This window comes from Microbulbifer sp. 2205BS26-8 (assembly GCF_030731025.1).
Taxonomy (GTDB): Bacteria; Pseudomonadota; Gammaproteobacteria; order Pseudomonadales; family Cellvibrionaceae; genus Microbulbifer; species Microbulbifer spongiae.
Window position 1 is genome coordinate 20332 of the sequence record NZ_JAVAMR010000026.1, and the last position, 19658, is coordinate 39989.

The following is a 19658-nucleotide window of genomic DNA, read 5'->3' on the forward strand; positions in this document are numbered from 1 at the left end:
CGGAAATATGACAATAGAATTACCTGCCGGCCAATTTCTCAAGCGCCTTGCCCGTGGCGGTTGGGGTAGACAAAATAGTTACCGCCATAAGAAAAAAAGGGGTAAAAATACGCTTTGCACCCTGCCCAGGCCACAGTGGCGTTTAGCCGATAAACTTCACCACTCCTTCCTCCGGGTCGCGACGCTTGCCCTCCGCGCGCAGGCGTTTTAGATAGCGGTCCCAGTTATTGGTAAAATTTTGCGCCAATTCACGCAGGTATTCCCAGGTATAGATGCCGCTGTCATGGCCGTCATCGAACTCGATTTTCAGCGCATAGCGCCCGGCGGCCGCAATCCGCTCGATGCCTACATGGAGTTTTCCACTGACCAGCGCCGGCTCACCGGCACCGTGGCCCCGCACTTCCGCACTGGGGGAAAAGACGCGCAGGTATTCCGCCGGCAGGGTGAACTCGGCATCGCCGAATACCAGCTGCAGGCTTTTGTCGGCACGATTTAAACGGACTTTTTGCGGCTTCATTTACAGGATAAAACGCGAGAGATCCTCATTCTGGCTGAGTTCGCCCAGGTGGCTGTCCACATAGGCGGCATCCACGGTCAGGCTCTGGCTGCCATCATCACCGGCATTGAAGGAAATCTCCTCCAGCAGGCGCTCCAGCACCGTATGCAGGCGGCGCGCACCGATATTTTCCGTGCGCTCGTTGACCTCGTAGGCCACCTCGGCGATACGGCGGATACCATCCTCGCTAAACTGCAGCGCCAGCCCTTCGGTGGCGAGGAGGGCCCTCTGCTGCTCGGTGAGCGAGGCGGACGGCTCGGTGAGGATGCGCTCGAAATCCGCAGAGGAAAGCGAACCCAGCTCAACGCGAATTGGCAGGCGTCCCTGCAACTCGGGAATCAGGTCCGAGGGTTTGGACAGATGGAAGGCACCGGAGGCGATAAACAGGATATGGTCTGTCTTGATCATGCCGTATTTGGTGTTGACGGTGCTGCCCTCGATCAGCGGCAGCAGGTCGCGCTGCACGCCCTCGCGGGACACATCGGCACCACCACTCTCCTGGCGCTTGGCCACCTTGTCGATCTCGTCGATAAAGACAATCCCGTTTTGTTCCGCGGCGCGGATCGCACGGCCTTTCACATCCTCATCATTGACCAGTTTTGCGGCCTCCTCGTCGGTCAGCTGCTTGAGCGCCTGCCTGACCGGCAGCTTACGCTTGCGTGTCTTGCCCTGGGACATATTCGAGAACATCCCCTGCAGCTGGCTGGTCATCTCCTCCATACCCGGAGGGGCCATGATCTCCACCCCTATGGGCGCTACGGCCATATCGATCTCAACTTCCTTGTCATCCAACTCACCCTCGCGCAACTTCTTGCGAAACAGCTGGCGTGTGCTGCTGTCCTTTTCGCCGGGCTCTGTGCTGCGCGCCGGCGGCAGCAGAGCGTCGAGAATACGCTCCTCCGCCGCATCCATCGCGCGCTGTTGGACCCCGACCATGGCCAGCTCGCGTTCCTGTTTCACCGCCATTTCCACCAGGTCGCGCACGATGGATTCCACATCGCGGCCCACATAACCCACTTCGGTGAATTTGGTTGCCTCCACCTTGATAAAGGGGGCATTGGCCAGCTTTGCCAGACGGCGGGCGATCTCGGTTTTTCCCACCCCGGTAGGGCCGATCATAAGGATATTTTTGGGAGTGATTTCGACACGCAGTTCCTCGTTCACTTGCATACGGCGCCAGCGGTTGCGCAGCGCAATGGCGACAGCGCGCTTGGCATCCTGCTGACCGACGATATGGCGATCGAGTTCATGGACGATTTCACGGGGAGTCATCTGGGACATACGGATTCCTGCAAAACATTCGGGCGGGCCTGGCGCGCTGCAACAGGCGTGGCATCTAAAAGGTCAATTCTTCGATGGTGTGGTTCTGATTGGTGTAAACGCAGATATCACCGGCAATTTTCAGGCCCTGTTCAACGATCGCACGCGCGTCCATTTCGGTATTGTCGAGCAGCGCCCGCGCAGCGGACTGGGCAAAGGGGCCACCGGAACCGATGGCGATCAGATCGTCCTCCGGCTGAATGACGTCACCGTTGCCTGTCACAATCAAGCTGGCACTGGTATCAGCCACCGCCAGCAGGGCTTCGAGGCGACGCAGGGCGCGGTCGGTACGCCAGTCTTTGGCCAGCTCCACGGCAGCGCGGGTCAACTGGCCACCGTGGGCCTCCAGCTTGGCCTCGAAGCGCTCAAACAGGGTGAAGGCGTCCGCTGTACCGCCGGCAAAGCCGGCGATGACCTTGTCTTTGTACAGGCGGCGTACCTTGCGGGCATTGCCCTTCATGATGGTGTTTCCCAGGGATACCTGGCCGTCGCCGCCGATCACTACTGTGTTGTTGCGGCGGCAGGATAAAATGGTGGTTCCGCGATACTGTTCCAATGGAGACCTCTCGGGTTACGCGTGGGCTTCAGCAGCGGGCGCTAGGTGCCAGCGGTGCCGAACATTGCCTTAAAGCTAGGTAAATGAGGACGCAGCAGGTTGATTTCAACAACCACCAGTCAATTGCGATACCGGGAGCCCCCATCCAGAACGGCTTTAATGGGCGGGGCGCTTCAACACCAACGGCATCAGGCTGTGCTCTGCCAGCACCTGGCGCGCCTTGGCCATGCGCGAGCGATTGCTGAAAGGCCCTACCAGCACCCGGTGCCAGGTGCCGCGGCTGTCGCTGGCGGACTCCACCTTGACATCCAGGTTGGCCAAGGTCAGCCGCGCGCGCAGGCGCTCGGCCTCCGCCGCCTCGCGAAAGGAGGCTGCCTGCAGAATATAAACCTGTTGGGGAGACGCACCGGCCTCGCGCTGTGCCGAACCTTGCTCCCCCTGGTGGCGCGCGGACCTGGCCACCTTCGGCGGTGGCACCGAGACCTCGTTTTCCTTTAACAGGGTGTAGAAATCAAAGCGCGGCTGGGAGGGCGCCTCCGCCGCCGGCTTGGCCGCCTGTGGCTGGTTGTCGCCAACACCCTTCCCGGCCCCGGCAATACCGTATTGGAAGAGCAGAAAAACCGCGAAGCCGCCGACAATATTACCCAGGGCAAACCATCCCCAGGCGGGTTTACCCGCAGAATGTTGATTGCGACGGTTGGTTTTGCGACGGCTCATCGAAAATCTCTTTTCCAGTTGGTCTGCCCGAACAGTGCATTGTACCGTCATTTTCGACAAGAGCCCTGTACCCCGGCAATATTCAGGACAAATCCTGCGCATCCATATCCACCGCCCAGCGCAGGCGACGATTGGTGTTCCTCTCGGCCCAGGTCGATACCTGTGCCAGCAGGGGTTGCAATTGCGCGCGCTGCTGTGCAATCACCTGCACATAAAAGCGGAAGCGCCCCGACTTGCGCTCCAGCAGGGCCGGCACCGGCCCCAAATAAAGCAGTTGGGAAGAGGGCGGCGCCAAGGATTGCATAAACCGGCGCGCATCCTGCAAAAATGCCTCTGCCCAGGAGGGCTCCTCGCACTCCGCGCGCACCAGCGCCATGGCCCTTGCGGGGGGCAACTGTGCTGTGGTGCGATCCCTCAGCAACTGGCGTGCAAAATCACTATAACCTTTCTCCAACAGCCTCTGCAGCAGCGGGTGCTCTGGATAACGGCTCTGCACCAGCACGCGCCCGCGCAGACTGCCGCGCCCAGCGCGACCCGCCACCTGCGCCAGCAACTGCCCGGTGCGCTCCGGAGCGCGGAAATCGGCGCTGAACAGACCACTGTCGGCATCCTGAATCACCACCAGGGTTACCCTCGGCAGGTGGTGCCCCTTCGCCAGCATCTGCGTCCCCAGCAGCAGACAGGGCAGGCCGTCCCGTGCCGGCGCCAGCAGCCTGTCTAGCGCCTGTTTACTGGCCGTGGTGTCCCGGTCGATGCGAATGACCGGGTAACTGGCAAAGCGCTGCAGTAACAGCTCCTCGCTGCGCTCGGTGCCGCCGCCGAGGGCGGAGATCGAGCGGCTGTGGCACTGGGGGCAGCTGTCTACCAGCGGGCGACGGTAATCGCAGTGGTGGCAGCGCAGCCGGCGCTGGCGACGGTGCAGGGTCAACTTGCTGGAACAGTGCGCACAATCGGCAATCCAGCCGCAGTCGTCGCAGGTCAGTGCCGGCGCGAAACCGCGTCGGTTGAGAAATACCAGGGCCTGCTCACCCCGCGCCAGCGCATCGTCAATATGGCGCAGCGCCTGGGGCGCAAACCCCGCTTCCAGGGACGCGTGCAGGGTCGGCACCACATGGAGTTGCGGCGGGTGCGCATCGCCGGCACGCTGGCATAGGCGCAGGTGTCGGTAGCGGCCGGTGAGGGCATTGTGCAGGGTTTCCAGTGCGGGCGTGGCGGAACCCAGCAGTACCGGTACATCGGTATCGCGCGCCAACACCACCGCCAGGTCTCGGGCGGAATAGCGCACGCCATCCTGCTGTTTAAAGGAGGCGTCGTGTTCCTCATCGACAATCACCAGCCCAAGCCTCGGCAGCGGGGTCATGATGACCGATCGGGTTCCGATAACGATATCTGCCTGGCCTGCGGCAGCGGCGAGCCAGGATTGGGCGCGCTCGCCCTCGGCCAAACCGGAGTGCAGGGCGGCGATGCTGTGAGTGGGAAACCGGGCCGCGATACGCCTCAGGGTCTGCGGGGTGAGCCCTATTTCCGGCACCAACAGCAACGCCTGGCGTCCCGCAGCCAATACCCGCTCTATCAGGCGCAGGTAAATTTCCGTCTTGCCACTGCCGGTAACCCCCTCCAGCAAAGTGGCGGAGAAACCGCTGCAATCCATCGCATCCAGTACCTGCTGCTGCTCGCTGTTCAGCTTCGGAACCGGGGAGGGCTCCGCCCCGGGCAATGGTGGCGGCACTGTGGGACCGGCAACCCATTCCACCAGTCCGCGCGCCTGCAGCGCACGGCCAGTGGCCGTTGAAAAACCTTGAGTCTTCAGGTGTGCACGACTCTGTCTGCCACTGCACAGCAGCCTCTGCAGCAGAGCTTGCTGCCGGGGCGCGCGCGTCAATGCCGTCTCCGGCAGGCCTTTGCCCTCTGTGGTGAGCTGCAGCCACTGTTCGGCCCAGTGGTGGGCGGGCCTGCCCTTGCGCAGGGCGGCGGGCATGGCGGCTGCAAACACCTCTCCCACAGGTGCCTGGTAGTAATCGGCAATCCAGGAGAGGAATCTGCGGCTGTGCTCATCAAACAACGCTGTACTGTCGATTTGCTCCAGCGCGGGCTTCAGTTCCGCCAGTGGCGACTCCTCCGCGATAGCCACCAGTACCGCCACCAGTTTGCGCCCGGCAAAGGGCACCCACAGGCGCTGGCCCGGAGCCAGCGCCTCTGGTGAGAGACCCTCGGGGGGCAGATAATCAAACAGGCGCCGTAGCGGCACGGGTACCGCCAATTGTAAGATCACTCTCTGCTGAACCGCCTCTTGCACCCTGCCCCCGATGGCTTTCCAAAAACCCTTAGTGTACCTGGCACGGTGAAATACAGGACGGTAAATTTTACTTGCGGACTCTAACTTTTAGAGTTTGTTAAAACAACCAGAGTGATCTTCATGACTGACCTGGACAATATCAGGGACAACCTGGATTATGTCAGCAGCGCCGTGCGCAGCGGCCCATCGCGGGGCGGTATACCCGCACTCTATTTTCTTTGGGGCCTATTGATTTTTATCGGCTTTACCCTGGCCGACTTCGCGCCGCAATTGACTGGCTTCTACTTCCTGATCGTGGGTCCCGCCGGCGGTCTGTTTAGCTGGTGGTTGGGTGCGCACACGGGGCGGCGGGAGGGCGTGAATGATGCCGCCCTGGGGCAAAGATACGGTCTGCACTGGCTGGTAAGCGGCACGGCCTTCCTGCTGGCTTTTATCTCCCTGATCAGTGCGCGGGAAGCGGCTGGACCCGAGCTGTTTCTGCTGGTTGCCGGACTGTCCTATAGCCTGGCTGGTGTGCACCTGGAGCGGCCATTGCTCTACAGCGGCCTTCTGATGCTGGCCTGCTACGGGGGCATGGTACTGATATCCCCCCCTTATGCCTGGACGCTGACGGGCCTGGTTGTGGGCATCTCGCTGCTATGGGCCGGCTTCGCTCAGCGCGCGGAACACCACCGCGAGAGGCCACAATGAAAGCCCTGGGGGACTTAAACCCTGCTCTGGAACACCGGATACGCCTCGCCATCTGCGTGCTGTTGGCAAAGCACGGAGAAATCAGCTTTTCCCGCTTTAAGCAGCAACTGGCGGCCACAGATGGCAACCTCGGCGCCCAGTTGCGGCGGCTGGAGGAGCAGGGCTTTATCGATCTGCGCAAGGATCTATTAGAGCGCAAACCCGTCACCTGGTACCGCCTCACCACGGAAGGTAGAAAGGCGCTGGAACAACACCTGGAGGCCCTGCAACAATTGATTTCGGCAATGGACTAGACCCTGCGCAGGGAGAGGGCGGTAGGACTTGAACGCCGGCGCTAATCTGATAGTATGCGCCGACTTTTTAAACGGCCTGGAGCCACTCGGGTTCCTGTTCCAACGGCGATGCCGTGCCCGGCAATGATCGGGTGGCGGTATCGAAATGAGGCAATCATGAAAGCAGATATCCACCCTAATTACACCGACATCACTGCCACCTGCTCCTGCGGCAATGTGATCAAAACCCGCTCCACTCTGGGCAAAGACCTGCAGATCGATGTGTGCTCCCAGTGCCACCCTTTCTACACTGGCAAGCAGAAACAAGCGACCACTGGTGGCCGCGTGGACCGCTTCAAGCAGCGTTTTGGCAGCCGTATCGGCAAATAGTGCGCACGGCGGATCAAGGCGCTCACCGACGAAAGCGGCGAGCGCAGTAAAAAAAGCACCGAGGAGCGCCTTCGGTGCTTTTTTTATGTCCAGGTGTTTCCCGCCTGTACCGCTGCGCAACCAGGCAAAAACGATTCGGGACGCTTAAGATTGTGGGTAGTGATGATAAGCCTGTCCCTGAAAAGGGCGTATTTGGCGGCCCAACATTCCGCTTTTGGCCAACCGACAGGGGCCAGAGAGTAGGAATTAGCGGTCTATCATGGCTTCGGCGCTTGTAGCCACAAGCGCCGCCGGTTATTCTCTGGGTCCCCGCAGTAACCGGGATAACACCGTGGTGTTGCTCCCACAGTTTTCGAGAGAACAGTTCTCAAATGACGGATTCATTGCGCCAGGCAGCACTGGACTATCACGCGCTGCCCAGTCCCGGCAAACTATCAGTTGAACTGACCACCGCCGCCGAAACCCAGGAAGACCTGTCTTTGGCCTACAGCCCCGGCGTGGCCGAACCGGTGCGCGAAATTGCCAAAAACCCCGAGGCAGCCTACCTCTATACCGGCAAGAACAATCTGGTGGCTGTGATTACCAATGGCAGTGCCATTCTCGGTCTCGGCAACCTGGGGCCGCTCGCTTCCAAACCGGTCATGGAGGGGAAGTCGCTGCTGTTTAAGCGCTTTGCCGGGATCAACTCGGTGGATATTGAGGTGGATGCCAGCAGCCCGGAACAGTTTGTCCAGACCGTTGCCGCCATTGCCAATACCTTCGGCGGTATCAACCTGGAGGATATCAAGGCCCCGGAATGTTTCTATATCGAGGAGGCGTTGATCGAGCGCTGTCCGGTGCCGGTTTTCCATGACGATCAACACGGCACCGCCATAGTGACGGTGGCGGCGATGCTCAATGCACTGGAGATCCAGGATAAAAAAATCCATGCGGTGCGCATGGTCTGTCTCGGTGCCGGCGCTGCTGCAACCGCTTGCTGCAAACTGCTGCTGGCCGCCGGGGCCCGCAAAGAGCAGATCACCATGCTCGACAGCCGCGGGGTGATCCACTCCGGTCGCACCGACATCAATGCCTACAAGGGTGAGTGGGCAAGGGATACGGAAATGCGCACGCTCGACGATGCCATCACCGGCGCCGACGTATTTCTCGGGGTATCCGGCCCAGACCTGCTCTCCGCCGAGCAGTTGCAGCGCATGGCGCCCAAGCCAGTGGTTTTCGCCTGCTCCAACCCGAACCCCGAAATCAAACCGGAACTGGCCCACAGTGTGCGCAGCGACCTAGTCCTGGCCACCGGGCGCTCCGACTATCCCAACCAGGTGAACAACGTACTCTGCTTTCCTTTTATTTTTCGCGGAGCACTGGATGTGCGCGCGGCGCGCATCAATGAACAGATGAAATTGGCGGCAATCGACGCCATTCGCAAGATCGCCCATCTGCCGGTACCGGACTCAGTACGCGAAGGCTTCGGCGGCGTCGAGCTTACCTTTGGCCCCGGCTATATTCTGCCCAAGCCTACTGACCCACGCCTGCTGCCGGAAGTGGCCGCCGCTGTGGCCCGCGCCGCCGTGGACAGCGGTTGCGCATGTCTGCCCTTTCCCGAGCACTACCCACTGGAACCCCTTTAGGCATTGCCGCACAAAAATCCTCCTCTCAACCCGTTCCAGCAGGGGTTTGCCGCGCCTGTGCCAAGGGACTTCTTGAGCCACACCGCGCCCGTCGCTAAACTGCCTTCCTGTCACAGCATCAAAGTTGCCTAACATAATGATTCACGTGTATGTGCTGTCCAACCAGCACCAACAGTTTCTGAGTAAAACTGGCGAATGGCTGGACGGCCGTGAGCCGAGCAGGCTGTTCCGCAGTGAACACAAGGATGTCGCCATCAACCAGATGTTCGAGGCTAATACCCGTGATGTCAGCCTGCGCATTGAGTTATTGCAGTGCGATCTGAACAATAAGGGCCAGCCCCTGATTCCAGCAGAGGCTCTGGCAGCTATCTCAGGCACCAGTCCTCAGGGCGAGCCGGAAATTCCCCCGGCGGCGCCGAAAGAGGTACCCCCGCAGCGCAATCCGGAACTGAACCCACAACCAGAACCCGAGGTCGCACCGGAGCAGGCACCCGAAGTCGCACCAGAGCCTGCCCCGGAGGAGACACCCGCACAACCCGACGAACGTAGATCCAAATCGGAGTCGACCGCCTGAACGGCCGCGCTTTCAGCTCCGGCACAAGCCACCCGACACAGCGATGAAAGTGTGCGTCCCGGAAGTACCAAGGAGATTCGAGTGCCAATTCCCCACCTAGCCGCCCTGGCGCAGGCTCAGCCTGTGCAACTGCTCAGGGGCATACGTCGCGGCCTGGAAAAAGAGAGCCTGCGGGTTGCCCGCGACGGCACCCTGGCACAGACACCGCACGCGCAGACACTGGGCTCGGCACTCACCCACGAGAGCATCACCACGGATTTTTCCGAAGCCCTGCTGGAGTTCATCACGCCGCCGGTAGCCACCCCGGAAGAGGCCCTGCACATTCTCGATCGCATTCACCGGTATACCTACAGTCAGATCGGCGACGAGCGCCTGTGGGTCAACAGCATGCCCTGTGCCATCGGCGCGGATAAGGATATTCCGGTGGCGCGCTACGGCGACTCCCACAGCGGCACCATGAAAACCATCTACCGCCTCGGCCTGGGGCTGCGCTATGGCCGTGCCATGCAAACCATCGCCGGCATCCACTACAATTTCTCCCTGCCAGACGGCTTCTGGCTGTGGCTGCACGAGTTTGAGAACAGCAGCGAATCCCTGCGCAGCTTCAAGACCCGCCGCTATTTCGACCTGATTCGTAATTTCCGCCGCAACTACTGGCTGTTGATCTATCTATTTGGCGCGGCGCCGGCGGTATGCTCTTCGTTTGTGGAGGGCCGCCAACACAAACTGGCCCCGTTCAACGGGGACAGCCACACCCTCTATGCCCCTCACGCCACCTCACTGCGCATGGGCGACCTGGGATACAATAGTGATGTACAACAATCCCTGATTGTTTGCTACAACGATCTGCGCAGCTATCTATCCACTCTGTGCTCGGCCATCAGCCGCCCCTACGATCCCTACCGGGCGCTGGGTATAAAGGATGCAGACGGCCACTACCAACAGCTATCTGCCGGCATACTACAGATCGAAAATGAATTCTACTCGCCCATTCGCCCCAAAAACCCGACCAAGCGCGGCGAGACGGCGCTGTCTGCTCTGAACAATCGCGGTGTCGAGTATGTCGAGGTGCGCTGCCTCGACCTGAATCCTTTTGCGCCTCTCGGGATCGATGCACAGCAAATGCGTTTTCTAGACAGCTTCCTGTTGCACTGTCTGCTCACAGACAGTCCCAAAGCCAGCGACGCCGACTACCGGGCAACCCAGGAAAATCAACAGTGTATCGTCTATCGCGGCAACGAGGCGAAGTTGCCGTTAAACCACAATGGTACAGTGCGCGCACTCGGCGATTGGGGGCTCCAGCTGCTCGATGAAATAGACACGGTTGCCGAGCTGCTCGACAGCGCCTGGGGCGGCAATCAGTACCGCAGTGCCGTGGATATACAGCGCGCCAAGGTTCGCGGCGAGACACCCACGCCATCACAACAGATACTGGCGGAATTGGAGGCGCAACAACTGAATTTCTTTCAGTGGGCCATGGAAAAAGCCGAACAGCACCGCCGCTATTTCCTCGACCGTCCGCTCAATAGCAACGCTGTGCGCGAATTCTCCCGCCTCGCGGAGAAATCTTTGCTCAGGCAGAAGCAGGTTGAAGCGGACGACAAAGGTTCTTTTGAAGACTTTCTCAGCCACTACTACGCACAATACCTCTGTTGCCAGGACTAGCGGCGACTGGCACCGGGTGAGGCGCCAATGACACCCCTGCGGATAACCCCATGAACTACCTGGCACACCTGCTGCTCTCCGGACCCGAGGCGCGCTGGCGCCTTGGCGGCCTGCTGGGCGACTTTGTGAAGGGCCCACTGCACGGTGAGCGGCCAGCGGCCATTGAAGCGGGGATACGGCTGCACCGCCGTATTGATGCCGCCACCGCGGCCCACGAGGCCTATCGCGTTGCACTGCAGGTGCCGGACCCCAGGTGGCGCCGCTATGCCGGTATTGCCCTGGATATCTGGTTCGACCACCTGCTGGCACAGAACTGGCGCCAGTGGCACCCGCTGGATCTGGAGGACTTCTGCACCGGCTGCTGGAGAGACTTTCGCAGCGATAGACGGTATATTCCTCCCCGTGCAATGGCATTTATTGACCGCGCAGAGCAATTGAAACTACTGCAGAATTACCGCCAGGAGCGGGTCGCTGGCCTCACCCTCGAACGTATCGGGCAACGCCTGCGCCGCCCGGTCGCCCTGCAGGAAATGCTGCCCGAGCTGAACGCCGGGCGGGAGCAATTGGAACACAACTTCAACGCACTAATGACCGACTTGAATCTCAAAGCCGCCCGGTTTCGGCAGCACTATTCAGGATCTGACAAGCCATGACATTACCCAACCCGCGCATTACTTTTCTGTTGGTTTTTCTATTCGTTATTTTTCTGCTCGGCTGCGCTTTTTACCTGGAGTACGCGCGCGGTCTGGAGCCCTGCAAACTGTGTATCACTCAACGGGTGATGCTGCTCGGTGTTGGGCTCGTCTCTCTGATCGCCTTCCTACACAATCCCGACACCATCGGCAGGCGCGTTTACGGGCTGCTGGTCTCCATCTGGGCTGTGGGCGGGCTCTACTTCGCCGGACGCCAGCTGTGGCTGCAGTCTCTGCCGGAAGACCAGGTGCCCGCATGCGGTCCCGGTATCAGCTATATGCTCGACGCTTTCCCTGCGACCGATGTGTTCAGGGCGCTGCTCACCGGTGATGGTAACTGCGCCGAGGTGCAGTGGACCATGATGGGCCTGAGTATTCCGGGCTGGTCCGCACTGGGCTTTGCCGGGCTGATCCTGTTTGGCGGCTGGCAGGCATTCCGCAAACCCTGACAACAACCGGTGGCAACCGCGCCGCCCCTGGCGAGATGGCCTCACTTACTCCGTGCAACATAACCTAGTGGCTGGGCGGCGGCGCCATCCTGTTCGGGTGTGAGCGCCTCAGCGACTTCCTCAGCGACACGCTTTCCCTGCCCGTGCCCGGTGCTGTTGTTGGATTGCTGCTCCTGCTGTGTGGTTTGATGCTCTATGGCCGGGTCCCCCGCGGACTGGCTAGAATCAGCACACAGCTACTCTACCTGTTACCACTGTTATTACTGCCCGCCGCGGTGGGCGTTTTTTTTCTGCGCGACCTGACGATCTCCGACTGGTTCGCCCTGTGCACCGCCATTGTGTTTGGCACCCTGATCAGCCTGACCCTGAGCGCGCTGTTGCTGCGAAAGTTGTTGCACCAATCCACCGGAGCGGACAGGCGTGACTGAGCTGTTACACAGCCCCCTGTTTGCCCTGGCCCTGAGCCTGGGGGCATTTTTGCTCGGCGTGACCCTTTACCGATACGTTGCCACGGTGCTTTTGCACCCCATTGTCACCGCCAGTTTGGTCGTGGTGGCAGTGCTCGTCATTCTGGATATCCCCTACCGCAGTTATCAAAATGCCAGTGGGCTGCTCTATGCCCTGCTCGGTCCTGCAGTAGTGGCCCTGGCGGTACCGCTCAAGCAAAACCTGGCTGTCATTCGCCGCGCCGGCTGGCCACTACTGGTGACGATCGCTATCGGTGCCATTCTCGCCCCCGCCATCGCCATCGCCATCGCACTCCTGCTGGGCGCGGGCGAAACGGCCCTGTTGGCGCTCAGTGGAAAATCCATCACCACGCCCATTGCATTGGCGCTCGCAGAAAAAATGCACGCGGCGCTGAGTCTCACAGCGGGCATCGTGGTTTTTACCGGTATTGTCGGCGCCCTGTGGCGGGTCCGCCTTTGCTGCTCCGCCTGGGTATCTGCGACGAACGCATCCTGGGGGTTGCCCTGGGCATCAACGCCCACGCTGTCGGCACTGCCCGCGCGCTGGAAATCAGTGCCCTGTGCAGTGCCTGCGCCGCCCTCGCCATGGGGCTCTGCGGCGCCCTGACTGCCATACTATTGCCACTGATTATCGGTATTCATTAATCCTCTGCTGTGTGCAGGCAGTGACCCATACACGCGCCCGTGTTCTGGCGTGGATTGTGCTCTTTGCCTTGCTGCCGGCGGAGCAATCCCTTATCTTGGCGAGGCCTTCGGAACCGGCAATAAAGCTGGTCGCGGGGGCGAGAGTGACAAAAGGAAATCCTGGAAATGCTGGAAAACTGTAAATCGGCACGCGAACGCTGGGGTGGTGTCAGCGAAATTATTGACCGATGGCTGCAATCACGGCAAACGCTATTGGTGAGCTTTTACCACCTTTTGGAAAAAAAGCAATTCAGTGAGAGCGACCTGGACACCGAAGGCAAGGTGCGCCAGTTGTGCCAACTGCTGGTGGATTATGTTTCAGCCGGTCACTTTGAAGTCTATGAACAACTGATGCGCGAAGGACAGGCATTCGATGACAAACAGGGACTGCAGAAAGCGCATGAACTCTATCGGGATATAGATACCACAACGGATATCGCTGTCGACTTCAATGACAAGTATCTGGAAACCGATGACCTGTCCAGCTTGGCTCCGGATCTCTCGCGACTGGGTGAGGCCCTGGAAACCCGCTTCAGTTCGGAAGACCGGATGATTGCCCTGCTGCACACCGCACACAAAAACTAGCCCGCTCCAGGCCGGAGCAGTGCTCCCACGGCATCAGCCCGTTTTCGGTATGTACCCCGCTTCAGGACAGCCACAATGAGCCGCGGCTGATCCCGGGGAATATCGATTGATCCACTGCCAACGAACAGGGGCGCCCTGTGAGCGCCCCTGTTAAGCAAAGTTCCGAAAGTCAAATCACTCAGACTGCGGCTCACTCTTTTTGTCTTCTTCTGTTTTCTCCGGCGCCTCAGCACTGCTGACATTGGCTTTGTGCAGTTCCACCTCAAAAATCAACGTCGCATTGGGGCCGATCTTGCCACCGGCCCCCCCCGGGCCATAGGCGAGTTCAGAGGGAATATACAGCTCCCATTTCGAACCCTCTTTCATCAACTGCAGGGCTTCGGTCCACCCTTTGATCACACCGCTGACCGGAAACTGGACCGGCTCACCACGGGCATAGGAGCTGTCGAATTCCTCACCATTGATCAGGGTGCCCTTGTAATCCACTTCAACGGTGCTGTCGGCGCCGGGGGTGTTGCCAGAGCCTTCGGTAATCACCTTGTACTGAAGGCCGGAATCGGTGGTGATTACACCGTCCTTCTTGGCATTCTCTGCAAGGAAAGCCTCGCCTTCTTTCAGGTTTTTCTCGGCAGTTTCTTTAAATTCTTGCTCCTGCTGAGCCAGCATCTCCTGCTGTTTCTTCTGCATTTTTTCCTGGAAGGCGGCGATGGTCTGCTGCTTCTCCTCATCGGATAGGCGCGGTTCGCGGTCGCTGGCGACATCCTCAAGTGCCATCAACACCACCTGAGGGTCCAGCTTCACATCCTGGGCCTGGAGGCGTTTGGCCATATCTTCGGCGATGATATAGCTGACCTTCCTCTCCTGGGTGTCCAGGGCAATTTCTTTTTCCTGTTCCTGTTTGGATCCCTGCTTGTCACAGCCGGTCAGCACCAGGCCAAGGGCAATTGCTGCAGCCAAAGGGTATTTATTCATGGGTGTTGTCTCTTTGTCCGTATTGCGTTTATGGATTTGCGCTTGACCTTGGTCCAACGCCATCGGCGGTCTCCCGAGCGGCCCTGTACCAGCCCGAAGCCGCCAGGCGCACCTTATCCACCGGTGCGAACAAGTCTAACCCAAGGCGACTCCCAGTGCATACCGCAGACGCGCACACTGTGCAGGACACCACATCCCCCCGTAGGGTTCCGATTGGCACTGCTTAAAATGCACGACCTGCGCTTTTTTCACTGCGTTCGGCATACATTTTTTTTAAAAACAGCGCTATTATCAGTCACTCACCGGTTGTTGTTCCGGACTGTGTGAGATTCTTTCCGGTTTCGGAGCGATGCACAGTGCGCACGCCTCTACTTGAACGGTGTCGTTCGTGTTTAGGCAAGGCAAGTGCACTGCCCGGATGTGCCAATCGATAATAAACGTCAGGACATTTACTCATGGCTGCAAAACGAAAAGCTGTCAATCCGGTCGCAGAACTGGAAGCGCAAATATCCAAACTCACTGTCAAGCTGGATAAAGCCCGCAACAAAAAGGTTACCGATGCCGAAAAGGCGGTATTGAAAGCCGGAAAGGCTTTGACCACGGCAAAAGACAAACTGGCTGGGGCCAAGGCCAAACTCACAGGCGCCCGCACCGCGGCCAAAGCTAGCAAGACCGCCGCTACCAAAAAGCGCGTCGATAGCGCCAAGGCCAATGTCGAGAAGTGCAGCGAAACACTGCAACTCGCCAGAGCCTCTTTCGCCGATGCGAAAGCACTGCAAGCCCTGGCGAAAGCCGAGCGCAAGGCGGCTGAGACCATGCGCAAGGCCGCAGCCACAGCGGCGAGGCAACTTGGCAAGGCCCGGCCCAAGGCCAGCCAGTCCAAGTCCAAGCCCACAGTGGTGAAGAGGACCATGGCAAAAACCACCGTCAAAGCGACTACAGCGGCCAGTGCAAAGCCCACAAAAAAAGCCGTCGTCAAAAAGCCCGTTGAGAAAACCACCAAAGCACGTAAGGCTGAGGCAAAGAGTGGGACTCCCAAAGCGAAAAAGCCGCTGACCAAGACTGAAAAGCCAGCAACACCAGCGGTGAAAAAGGTTGCCAAACCTACCGCCGGCAAAGCGGCTGCCCCTAAGCCCAAGGCACCGGCAAAACCCGCGAAAACAGAAAAATCATCGAGTGAAAAGCCCAAGAAGGCAGAACCCGGTCAAACAGCCGTATCGCAAAAGGCCAAACCCGATGTGAAAACTACCACCACCAAGCAGGAACTGCCGTTGGAAACCACTCCCCCAACGCCAGGCATTACGCCAGCCACCCCTGCCAACAGCCTGTTTTCCGCGGAAGGGCGCAGCGGTGAGTAATTGATCCGCATAGGCCAGCCCGACCACGCCGGCCGATCGCACTTCGCCCTGGGAGGACGCAAACGCCAAACACCTTTTGCGCTTGCGGCCCTCCCCAGGGCGCTGGCCGACGCTGGACTATCCCGGCACTTTGTATTTTTCCTGCAATCCGTATTTCAGCCGCCTGACTGTCCAAGGCACATCCCACGCACGGCTACGGCAGCCGGGGAGCAGAAGGATTACCCGGTACCCAGGCCTTCCGAACTCGCCAGATAGCTTTCTAACAGACTCGCCCAACGGGCCTGTTCTTTTTCTAACAGACCGTATTGCTGAGCGGCCAGCTCCAGGGCCGGGCGATCACCCGACCAATCCCCAGCGCAGTTTGTCCACAGCATTGCCAGTTGCAGACGATCCAGTTTGAGTTCGTAACGCTTGCACATCTCGTAGACCCCCAAAACACGGGGGCACAGATACCCCAGCAGGCGGCGCAAATGGCGCAGGCTGTGGATCATTGATCGCCTCGGTAGCAAACTGCGATCGACCACCCGCCAGAGTTCATCACTCAACTGGCGCCCACAGACAGCGGCATAGCTCGCCCACAACATCATACATACGTCAGCACCCCGCCTGTCCTGACAGTGCAGTAGGAAAGTTTTCACATCGTTGTGGCGATAAAACACCAGGCTGAACTGCCACAGGGGGTTTTCCTGCAGGAGAGATGGAGGTGCGGTTTGTGTCACGTTAGAATCCCCACTTTTTGTGCACCGGCGCCATCGGCGATAATGCCCACCGCCGCCGCATAGCCTAGCATCCCTCGGGCTGTTTCCATGAGGTTTTTACAGTGATCAATTTGCAAGGTGTCTCCCTGCAGCGGGGGGCACGGGAACTGTTGCACAGCGCGGACTGCCGCATTTTCCCCGGCCACAAGGTGGGGATTATCGGCGCGAATGGCTGTGGCAAGTCCACCCTGTTCCAGCTATTGCTCGGCCAGTTGGAGAGCGATGCCGGCCAGGTGGATTTGCCGAACACCTGGCGTATCGCCCATATGGCCCAAGAGGTCGAGGCCAGCGACCAGCCCGCCCTCGACTATGTCCTCGATGGCGACAGAGCACTGCGCCAGTTACAAAAACAGCTGGCGGCAGCGGAGAGCTGCAGTGATACCAATGGTCACGAGTTGGCAGAACTGCACGAGCGTATGGCGAGTATTGATGGCTACAGCGGACCGGCGCGGGCAGCGCAATTGCTCAGTGGCCTGGGATTCTCCCACACCGAGCAACAACGGCCGGTGCACAGTTTTTCCGGTGGCTGGCGCATTCGCCTCAATCTCGCGCGCGCTCTGATGTGCCCGGCAGATCTGATGCTGCTGGACGAACCCACCAACCACCTTGACCTCGATGCCACCCTGTGGCTGGAGCAGTGGCTGCAGCGCTTCCCCGGTACACTGCTGATGATTTCCCACGACCGGGATTTCCTCGACGCAGTTGTCGACGGCATTGTCAGTTTCGAGCGACAAAAACTGGTGTTCTACAGCGGCAACTACAGCGCTTTTGAGCGCGCACGCGCCGAGCGTCTGGCGCAGCAACAGCTACAGTACGAAAAGCAGCGGGCCGAGCGCGTACATATGGAAGATTTCGTGCGGCGCTTCCGCGCCAAGGCCAGTAAAGCCAAACAGGCCCAGAGCCGTTTAAAGGCGCTGGACCGCATGGCCCGGATCGCCCCGGCCCATGTGGACTCTCCCTTCCAGTTCACCCTGCCGTGCGCAGAAAAAACCTCCAACCCCCTGGTCGACCTGCGTGAGGCAGACATCGGCTATACCGGTAAGGTCGTGGTCCATAAAGTGCAGCTGGGTATCCAGCCGGGCCGTCGTATCGGTTTGCTCGGCCCCAACGGCGCGGGCAAATCCTCACTGATCAAGACCCTTGCCGGGCAACTTCCCCCCCTGAGTGGCGAGCGCCAGTGCGGGGAGCACCTGGCGATTGGCTATTTTGCCCAACACCAGCTGGAAGCCCTCGACACTGCCGCCTCCCCGCTACTACACCTGCAGAGGCTGAGTACCGATGCCAGCGAACAGTCCCTGCGCGATTTTCTCGGAGGCTATGGTTTTGTTGGCGACCGGGTATTTGAGACCGTGGCCGGCTTTTCCGGAGGAGAAAAGGCACGCCTGGCCCTGGCGATCCTGGCCTGGCAAAAACCCAATCTGCTACTGCTGGACGAACCCACCAACCACCTGGACCTGGAAATGCGCCACGCCCTGACCCTGGCGCTGGCGGAGTTTTCCGGCGCTGTGGTGCTGGTTTCTCATGACCGCCACCTGCTCGCCAATACCGCCGATGAATTTATTTTGGTGGCAGATGGACGCGCCGAACCCTATAGCGGCGACCTGGAAGACTATAAGCAGTGGCTATTGGGCTACAATCGCGAGAAAAAACGCCGCGGAGAAACAACACCGGACACTGCCGGGGACAACACCTGCCCGGTCGGGGACAAAAAAACCCAGCGGCGCGCCGCCGCCGCACTGCGCGAGCAGTGGAAACCCCTGGCAAAAAAACTGAAAACCCTCGAGCACCAGCTGTCTTCAGCAGAGAAACAACTGTCCCAAACCCGGGAAAAACTCGCAGACGAAAGCCTTTACAGCGGCGGGCAGCATGAAGAGATCGCCCGACTCAACCAGGTGCAAACCGAACAGAGCGAGAGGCTCGCAGCGCTGGAATTGGAGTGGCTGGAAACTTCCGAACAGCTGGAGGCATTACGCGGTGAATAGCCTCCCCAAAAACGCTGTCGATGCGCGCCCGAATACGAGTCGGATCGGGTCAGAACCCATCCAGCCAGCCAACGCCGGAAATGTTGTTCCCTGACCAGCGGGCCGATGTACCCGCCCCGGAAAACCCAGCTCATCGGATACATCCATACTCATCCACGGCGATACCGATCGGGGTATTTGGACACTGGTCCAGATAGGTGGGCACCCCATCAAAATCCGAATCCAAAGGGCATCCATCGAGATGCACATCGATACCAACCGGCGTTTGCGGGCACTGATCGGTTGCATCGATAACCCCGTCGGCATCCTCGTCATACCAAAAATCCGGGTATTCAACCCACTGGTAACCCACTGCAATACTGGCAAATCCATCCACCCCGCCCTCTTCTATACCCTGAAAAAGACGCACATCCGCACGCGCCTGCCAGCGCGGTCCCAGGCTGTATTTGATTCCGAGACCGAGATTAAACATCGTCTGGCGGTCATCCCAATTGCAATCGTCTCCCGGATATTCAAGTTCGTAGCGACAAACATCCGGATATTCATCCTCCCTGTCTGCATAGTAGCGATCCGGTGCATCATCGAACTCTATACGGATCTCACCGATACCAAAGGCAACATAGGGTTGCCAGCAAAAGTTACCGCAGAATTGTCCCGCGAACTGGTAGAGCAAATCCAGGTGATAATTGTACACTTCCACCTTCTCGGGAATTTCCTTGACATTCACCGTAAAGTAATCAACAACGCCTTCCATAGCCCAGTAATTGGTCATATTGAACCCGAGACCAACGCCGACACCAGTGGTATCCCGCAGGGTGTAATCCCGAAATGGTGTGCCGTTGAGACGATCGTCGTGGAACCAGTATTTGCCGCCTTTCGCATAGAGATTGAGCGTTCCCACAAAGTCCGCATCCACTTGTGCACTCAACACAGCAAATAAAAAAACAATACAGCGCAGCTTGGAAGCTACCATGTGATAATTTTCCATCCGTGGCACCAAATTCTATTAGGAATTCATCGCTGTCAAAATCACCTGGCAATGCACTGAAA

21 protein-coding genes and 1 pseudogene are annotated in these 19658 nt (G+C 59.2%); 14 read left to right on the forward strand and 8 right to left on the reverse strand.

What is annotated here, in order from left to right; translation table 11 throughout:
• Positions 1 to 142: 142 nt before the first annotated feature.
• The 5 genes from Q5Y71_RS10310 to Q5Y71_RS10330 form a co-directional block, all read right to left on the reverse strand.
• Positions 143 to 517, reverse strand: coding sequence for a DUF971 domain-containing protein (locus Q5Y71_RS10310; RefSeq protein ID WP_306042093.1), 375 nt, complete (start codon positions 515 to 517; stop codon positions 143 to 145).
• Positions 518 to 1837, reverse strand: a complete 1320-nt coding sequence (gene hslU / locus Q5Y71_RS10315) for an ATP-dependent protease ATPase subunit HslU (protein WP_301415480.1) — start codon at positions 1835 to 1837, stop codon at positions 518 to 520.
• 55 nt (positions 1838 to 1892) lie between these two features.
• Positions 1893 to 2432, reverse strand: a complete 540-nt coding sequence (hslV, locus tag Q5Y71_RS10320; RefSeq protein ID WP_306042094.1) for an ATP-dependent protease subunit HslV — start codon at positions 2430 to 2432, stop codon at positions 1893 to 1895.
• A gap of 156 nt (positions 2433 to 2588) precedes the next feature.
• The gene (locus Q5Y71_RS10325; protein ID WP_306042095.1) at positions 2589 to 3149 is read right to left on the reverse strand and encodes an SPOR domain-containing protein; all 561 of its coding nucleotides are present in this window, start codon (positions 3147 to 3149) and stop codon (positions 2589 to 2591) included.
• Positions 3150 to 3231: 82 nt separating this feature from the next.
• Positions 3232 to 5445 (reverse strand): primosomal protein N', encoded by a 2214-nt coding sequence (locus Q5Y71_RS10330; protein WP_306042096.1) that lies wholly within the window; start codon positions 5443 to 5445, stop codon positions 3232 to 3234.
• Between the two features lie 120 nt (positions 5446 to 5565).
• On the opposite strand from Q5Y71_RS10330, the gene Q5Y71_RS10335 reads away from it, so the two are divergent.
• The 12 genes and pseudogenes from Q5Y71_RS10335 to rsd all read left to right on the forward strand — a co-directional run bounded on the left by Q5Y71_RS10335 (position 5566) and on the right by rsd (position 13538).
• Positions 5566 to 6135 carry a hypothetical protein gene (locus tag Q5Y71_RS10335; RefSeq protein WP_306042097.1) on the forward strand — a complete coding sequence of 190 codons (570 nt, stop codon included), beginning with the start codon at positions 5566 to 5568 and terminating at the stop codon, positions 6133 to 6135.
• A complete protein-coding gene (locus Q5Y71_RS10340; RefSeq protein WP_301415485.1) occupies positions 6132 to 6428 on the forward strand; it encodes a transcriptional regulator in 297 nt (98 codons plus the stop codon). The genes Q5Y71_RS10335 and Q5Y71_RS10340 overlap by 4 nt, the downstream gene beginning before the upstream one ends.
• A gap of 156 nt (positions 6429 to 6584) precedes the next feature.
• Positions 6585 to 6797, forward strand: a complete 213-nt coding sequence (rpmE, locus tag Q5Y71_RS10345; RefSeq protein WP_301415486.1) for a 50S ribosomal protein L31 — start codon at positions 6585 to 6587, stop codon at positions 6795 to 6797.
• A gap of 371 nt (positions 6798 to 7168) precedes the next feature.
• Positions 7169 to 8422, forward strand: coding sequence for a malic enzyme-like NAD(P)-binding protein (locus Q5Y71_RS10350; protein WP_306042098.1), 1254 nt, complete (start codon positions 7169 to 7171; stop codon positions 8420 to 8422).
• 124 nt (positions 8423 to 8546) lie between these two features.
• The gene (locus tag Q5Y71_RS10355; protein ID WP_306042099.1) at positions 8547 to 8996 is read left to right on the forward strand and encodes a hypothetical protein; all 450 of its coding nucleotides are present in this window, start codon (positions 8547 to 8549) and stop codon (positions 8994 to 8996) included.
• Between the two features lie 81 nt (positions 8997 to 9077).
• Positions 9078 to 10661, forward strand: coding sequence for a glutamate--cysteine ligase (gene gshA, locus Q5Y71_RS10360; protein ID WP_306042100.1), 1584 nt, complete (start codon positions 9078 to 9080; stop codon positions 10659 to 10661).
• A gap of 50 nt (positions 10662 to 10711) precedes the next feature.
• The gene (locus Q5Y71_RS10365) at positions 10712 to 11314 is read left to right on the forward strand and encodes an ACP phosphodiesterase (RefSeq protein ID WP_306042101.1); all 603 of its coding nucleotides are present in this window, start codon (positions 10712 to 10714) and stop codon (positions 11312 to 11314) included.
• Positions 11311 to 11802, forward strand: coding sequence for a disulfide bond formation protein B (locus Q5Y71_RS10370; protein WP_301415492.1), 492 nt, complete (start codon positions 11311 to 11313; stop codon positions 11800 to 11802). Before Q5Y71_RS10365 ends, Q5Y71_RS10370 begins: the two co-directional genes overlap by 4 nt.
• Positions 11803 to 11891: 89 nt before the next feature.
• Entirely contained in the window at positions 11892 to 12230 is a 339-nt protein-coding gene (locus tag Q5Y71_RS10375) for a CidA/LrgA family protein (RefSeq protein ID WP_306042119.1), read from the forward strand.
• Between the two features lie 85 nt (positions 12231 to 12315).
• Positions 12316 to 12648 (forward strand): annotated as a pseudogene (locus Q5Y71_RS17550) (LrgB family protein); the annotation flags it as partial.
• Positions 12649 to 12710: 62 nt separating this feature from the next.
• Positions 12711 to 12914 carry an LrgB family protein gene (locus Q5Y71_RS17555; protein ID WP_371877025.1) on the forward strand — a complete coding sequence of 68 codons (204 nt, stop codon included), beginning with the start codon at positions 12711 to 12713 and terminating at the stop codon, positions 12912 to 12914.
• Positions 12915 to 13079: 165 nt separating this feature from the next.
• Positions 13080 to 13538, forward strand: a complete 459-nt coding sequence (gene rsd / locus Q5Y71_RS10385; protein WP_301415495.1) for a sigma D regulator — start codon at positions 13080 to 13082, stop codon at positions 13536 to 13538.
• A 174-nt stretch (positions 13539 to 13712) separates the two neighbouring features.
• Here the strand turns inward: rsd and Q5Y71_RS10390 are convergent, their stop codons facing one another.
• Positions 13713 to 14510, reverse strand: coding sequence for an FKBP-type peptidyl-prolyl cis-trans isomerase (locus Q5Y71_RS10390; RefSeq protein WP_306042103.1), 798 nt, complete (start codon positions 14508 to 14510; stop codon positions 13713 to 13715).
• A gap of 455 nt (positions 14511 to 14965) precedes the next feature.
• Between Q5Y71_RS10390 and Q5Y71_RS10395 the strand changes: the two genes are divergently transcribed.
• Complete coding sequence (locus Q5Y71_RS10395; protein ID WP_306042104.1) at positions 14966 to 15868, forward strand: hypothetical protein; 903 nt, start codon at positions 14966 to 14968, stop codon at positions 15866 to 15868.
• Positions 15869 to 16086: 218 nt separating this feature from the next.
• On the opposite strand, the gene Q5Y71_RS10400 is transcribed toward Q5Y71_RS10395, so the two are convergent.
• Entirely contained in the window at positions 16087 to 16587 is a 501-nt protein-coding gene (locus Q5Y71_RS10400; RefSeq protein WP_306042105.1) for a TIGR02444 family protein, read from the reverse strand.
• Between the two features lie 101 nt (positions 16588 to 16688).
• On the opposite strand from Q5Y71_RS10400, the gene Q5Y71_RS10405 reads away from it, so the two are divergent.
• Complete coding sequence (locus tag Q5Y71_RS10405; protein WP_306042106.1) at positions 16689 to 18608, forward strand: ATP-binding cassette domain-containing protein; 1920 nt, start codon at positions 16689 to 16691, stop codon at positions 18606 to 18608.
• 130 nt (positions 18609 to 18738) lie between these two features.
• On the opposite strand, the gene Q5Y71_RS10410 is transcribed toward Q5Y71_RS10405, so the two are convergent.
• Entirely contained in the window at positions 18739 to 19581 is an 843-nt protein-coding gene (locus Q5Y71_RS10410; protein ID WP_306042107.1) for an outer membrane beta-barrel protein, read from the reverse strand.
• Positions 19582 to 19658 lie beyond the last annotated feature (77 nt).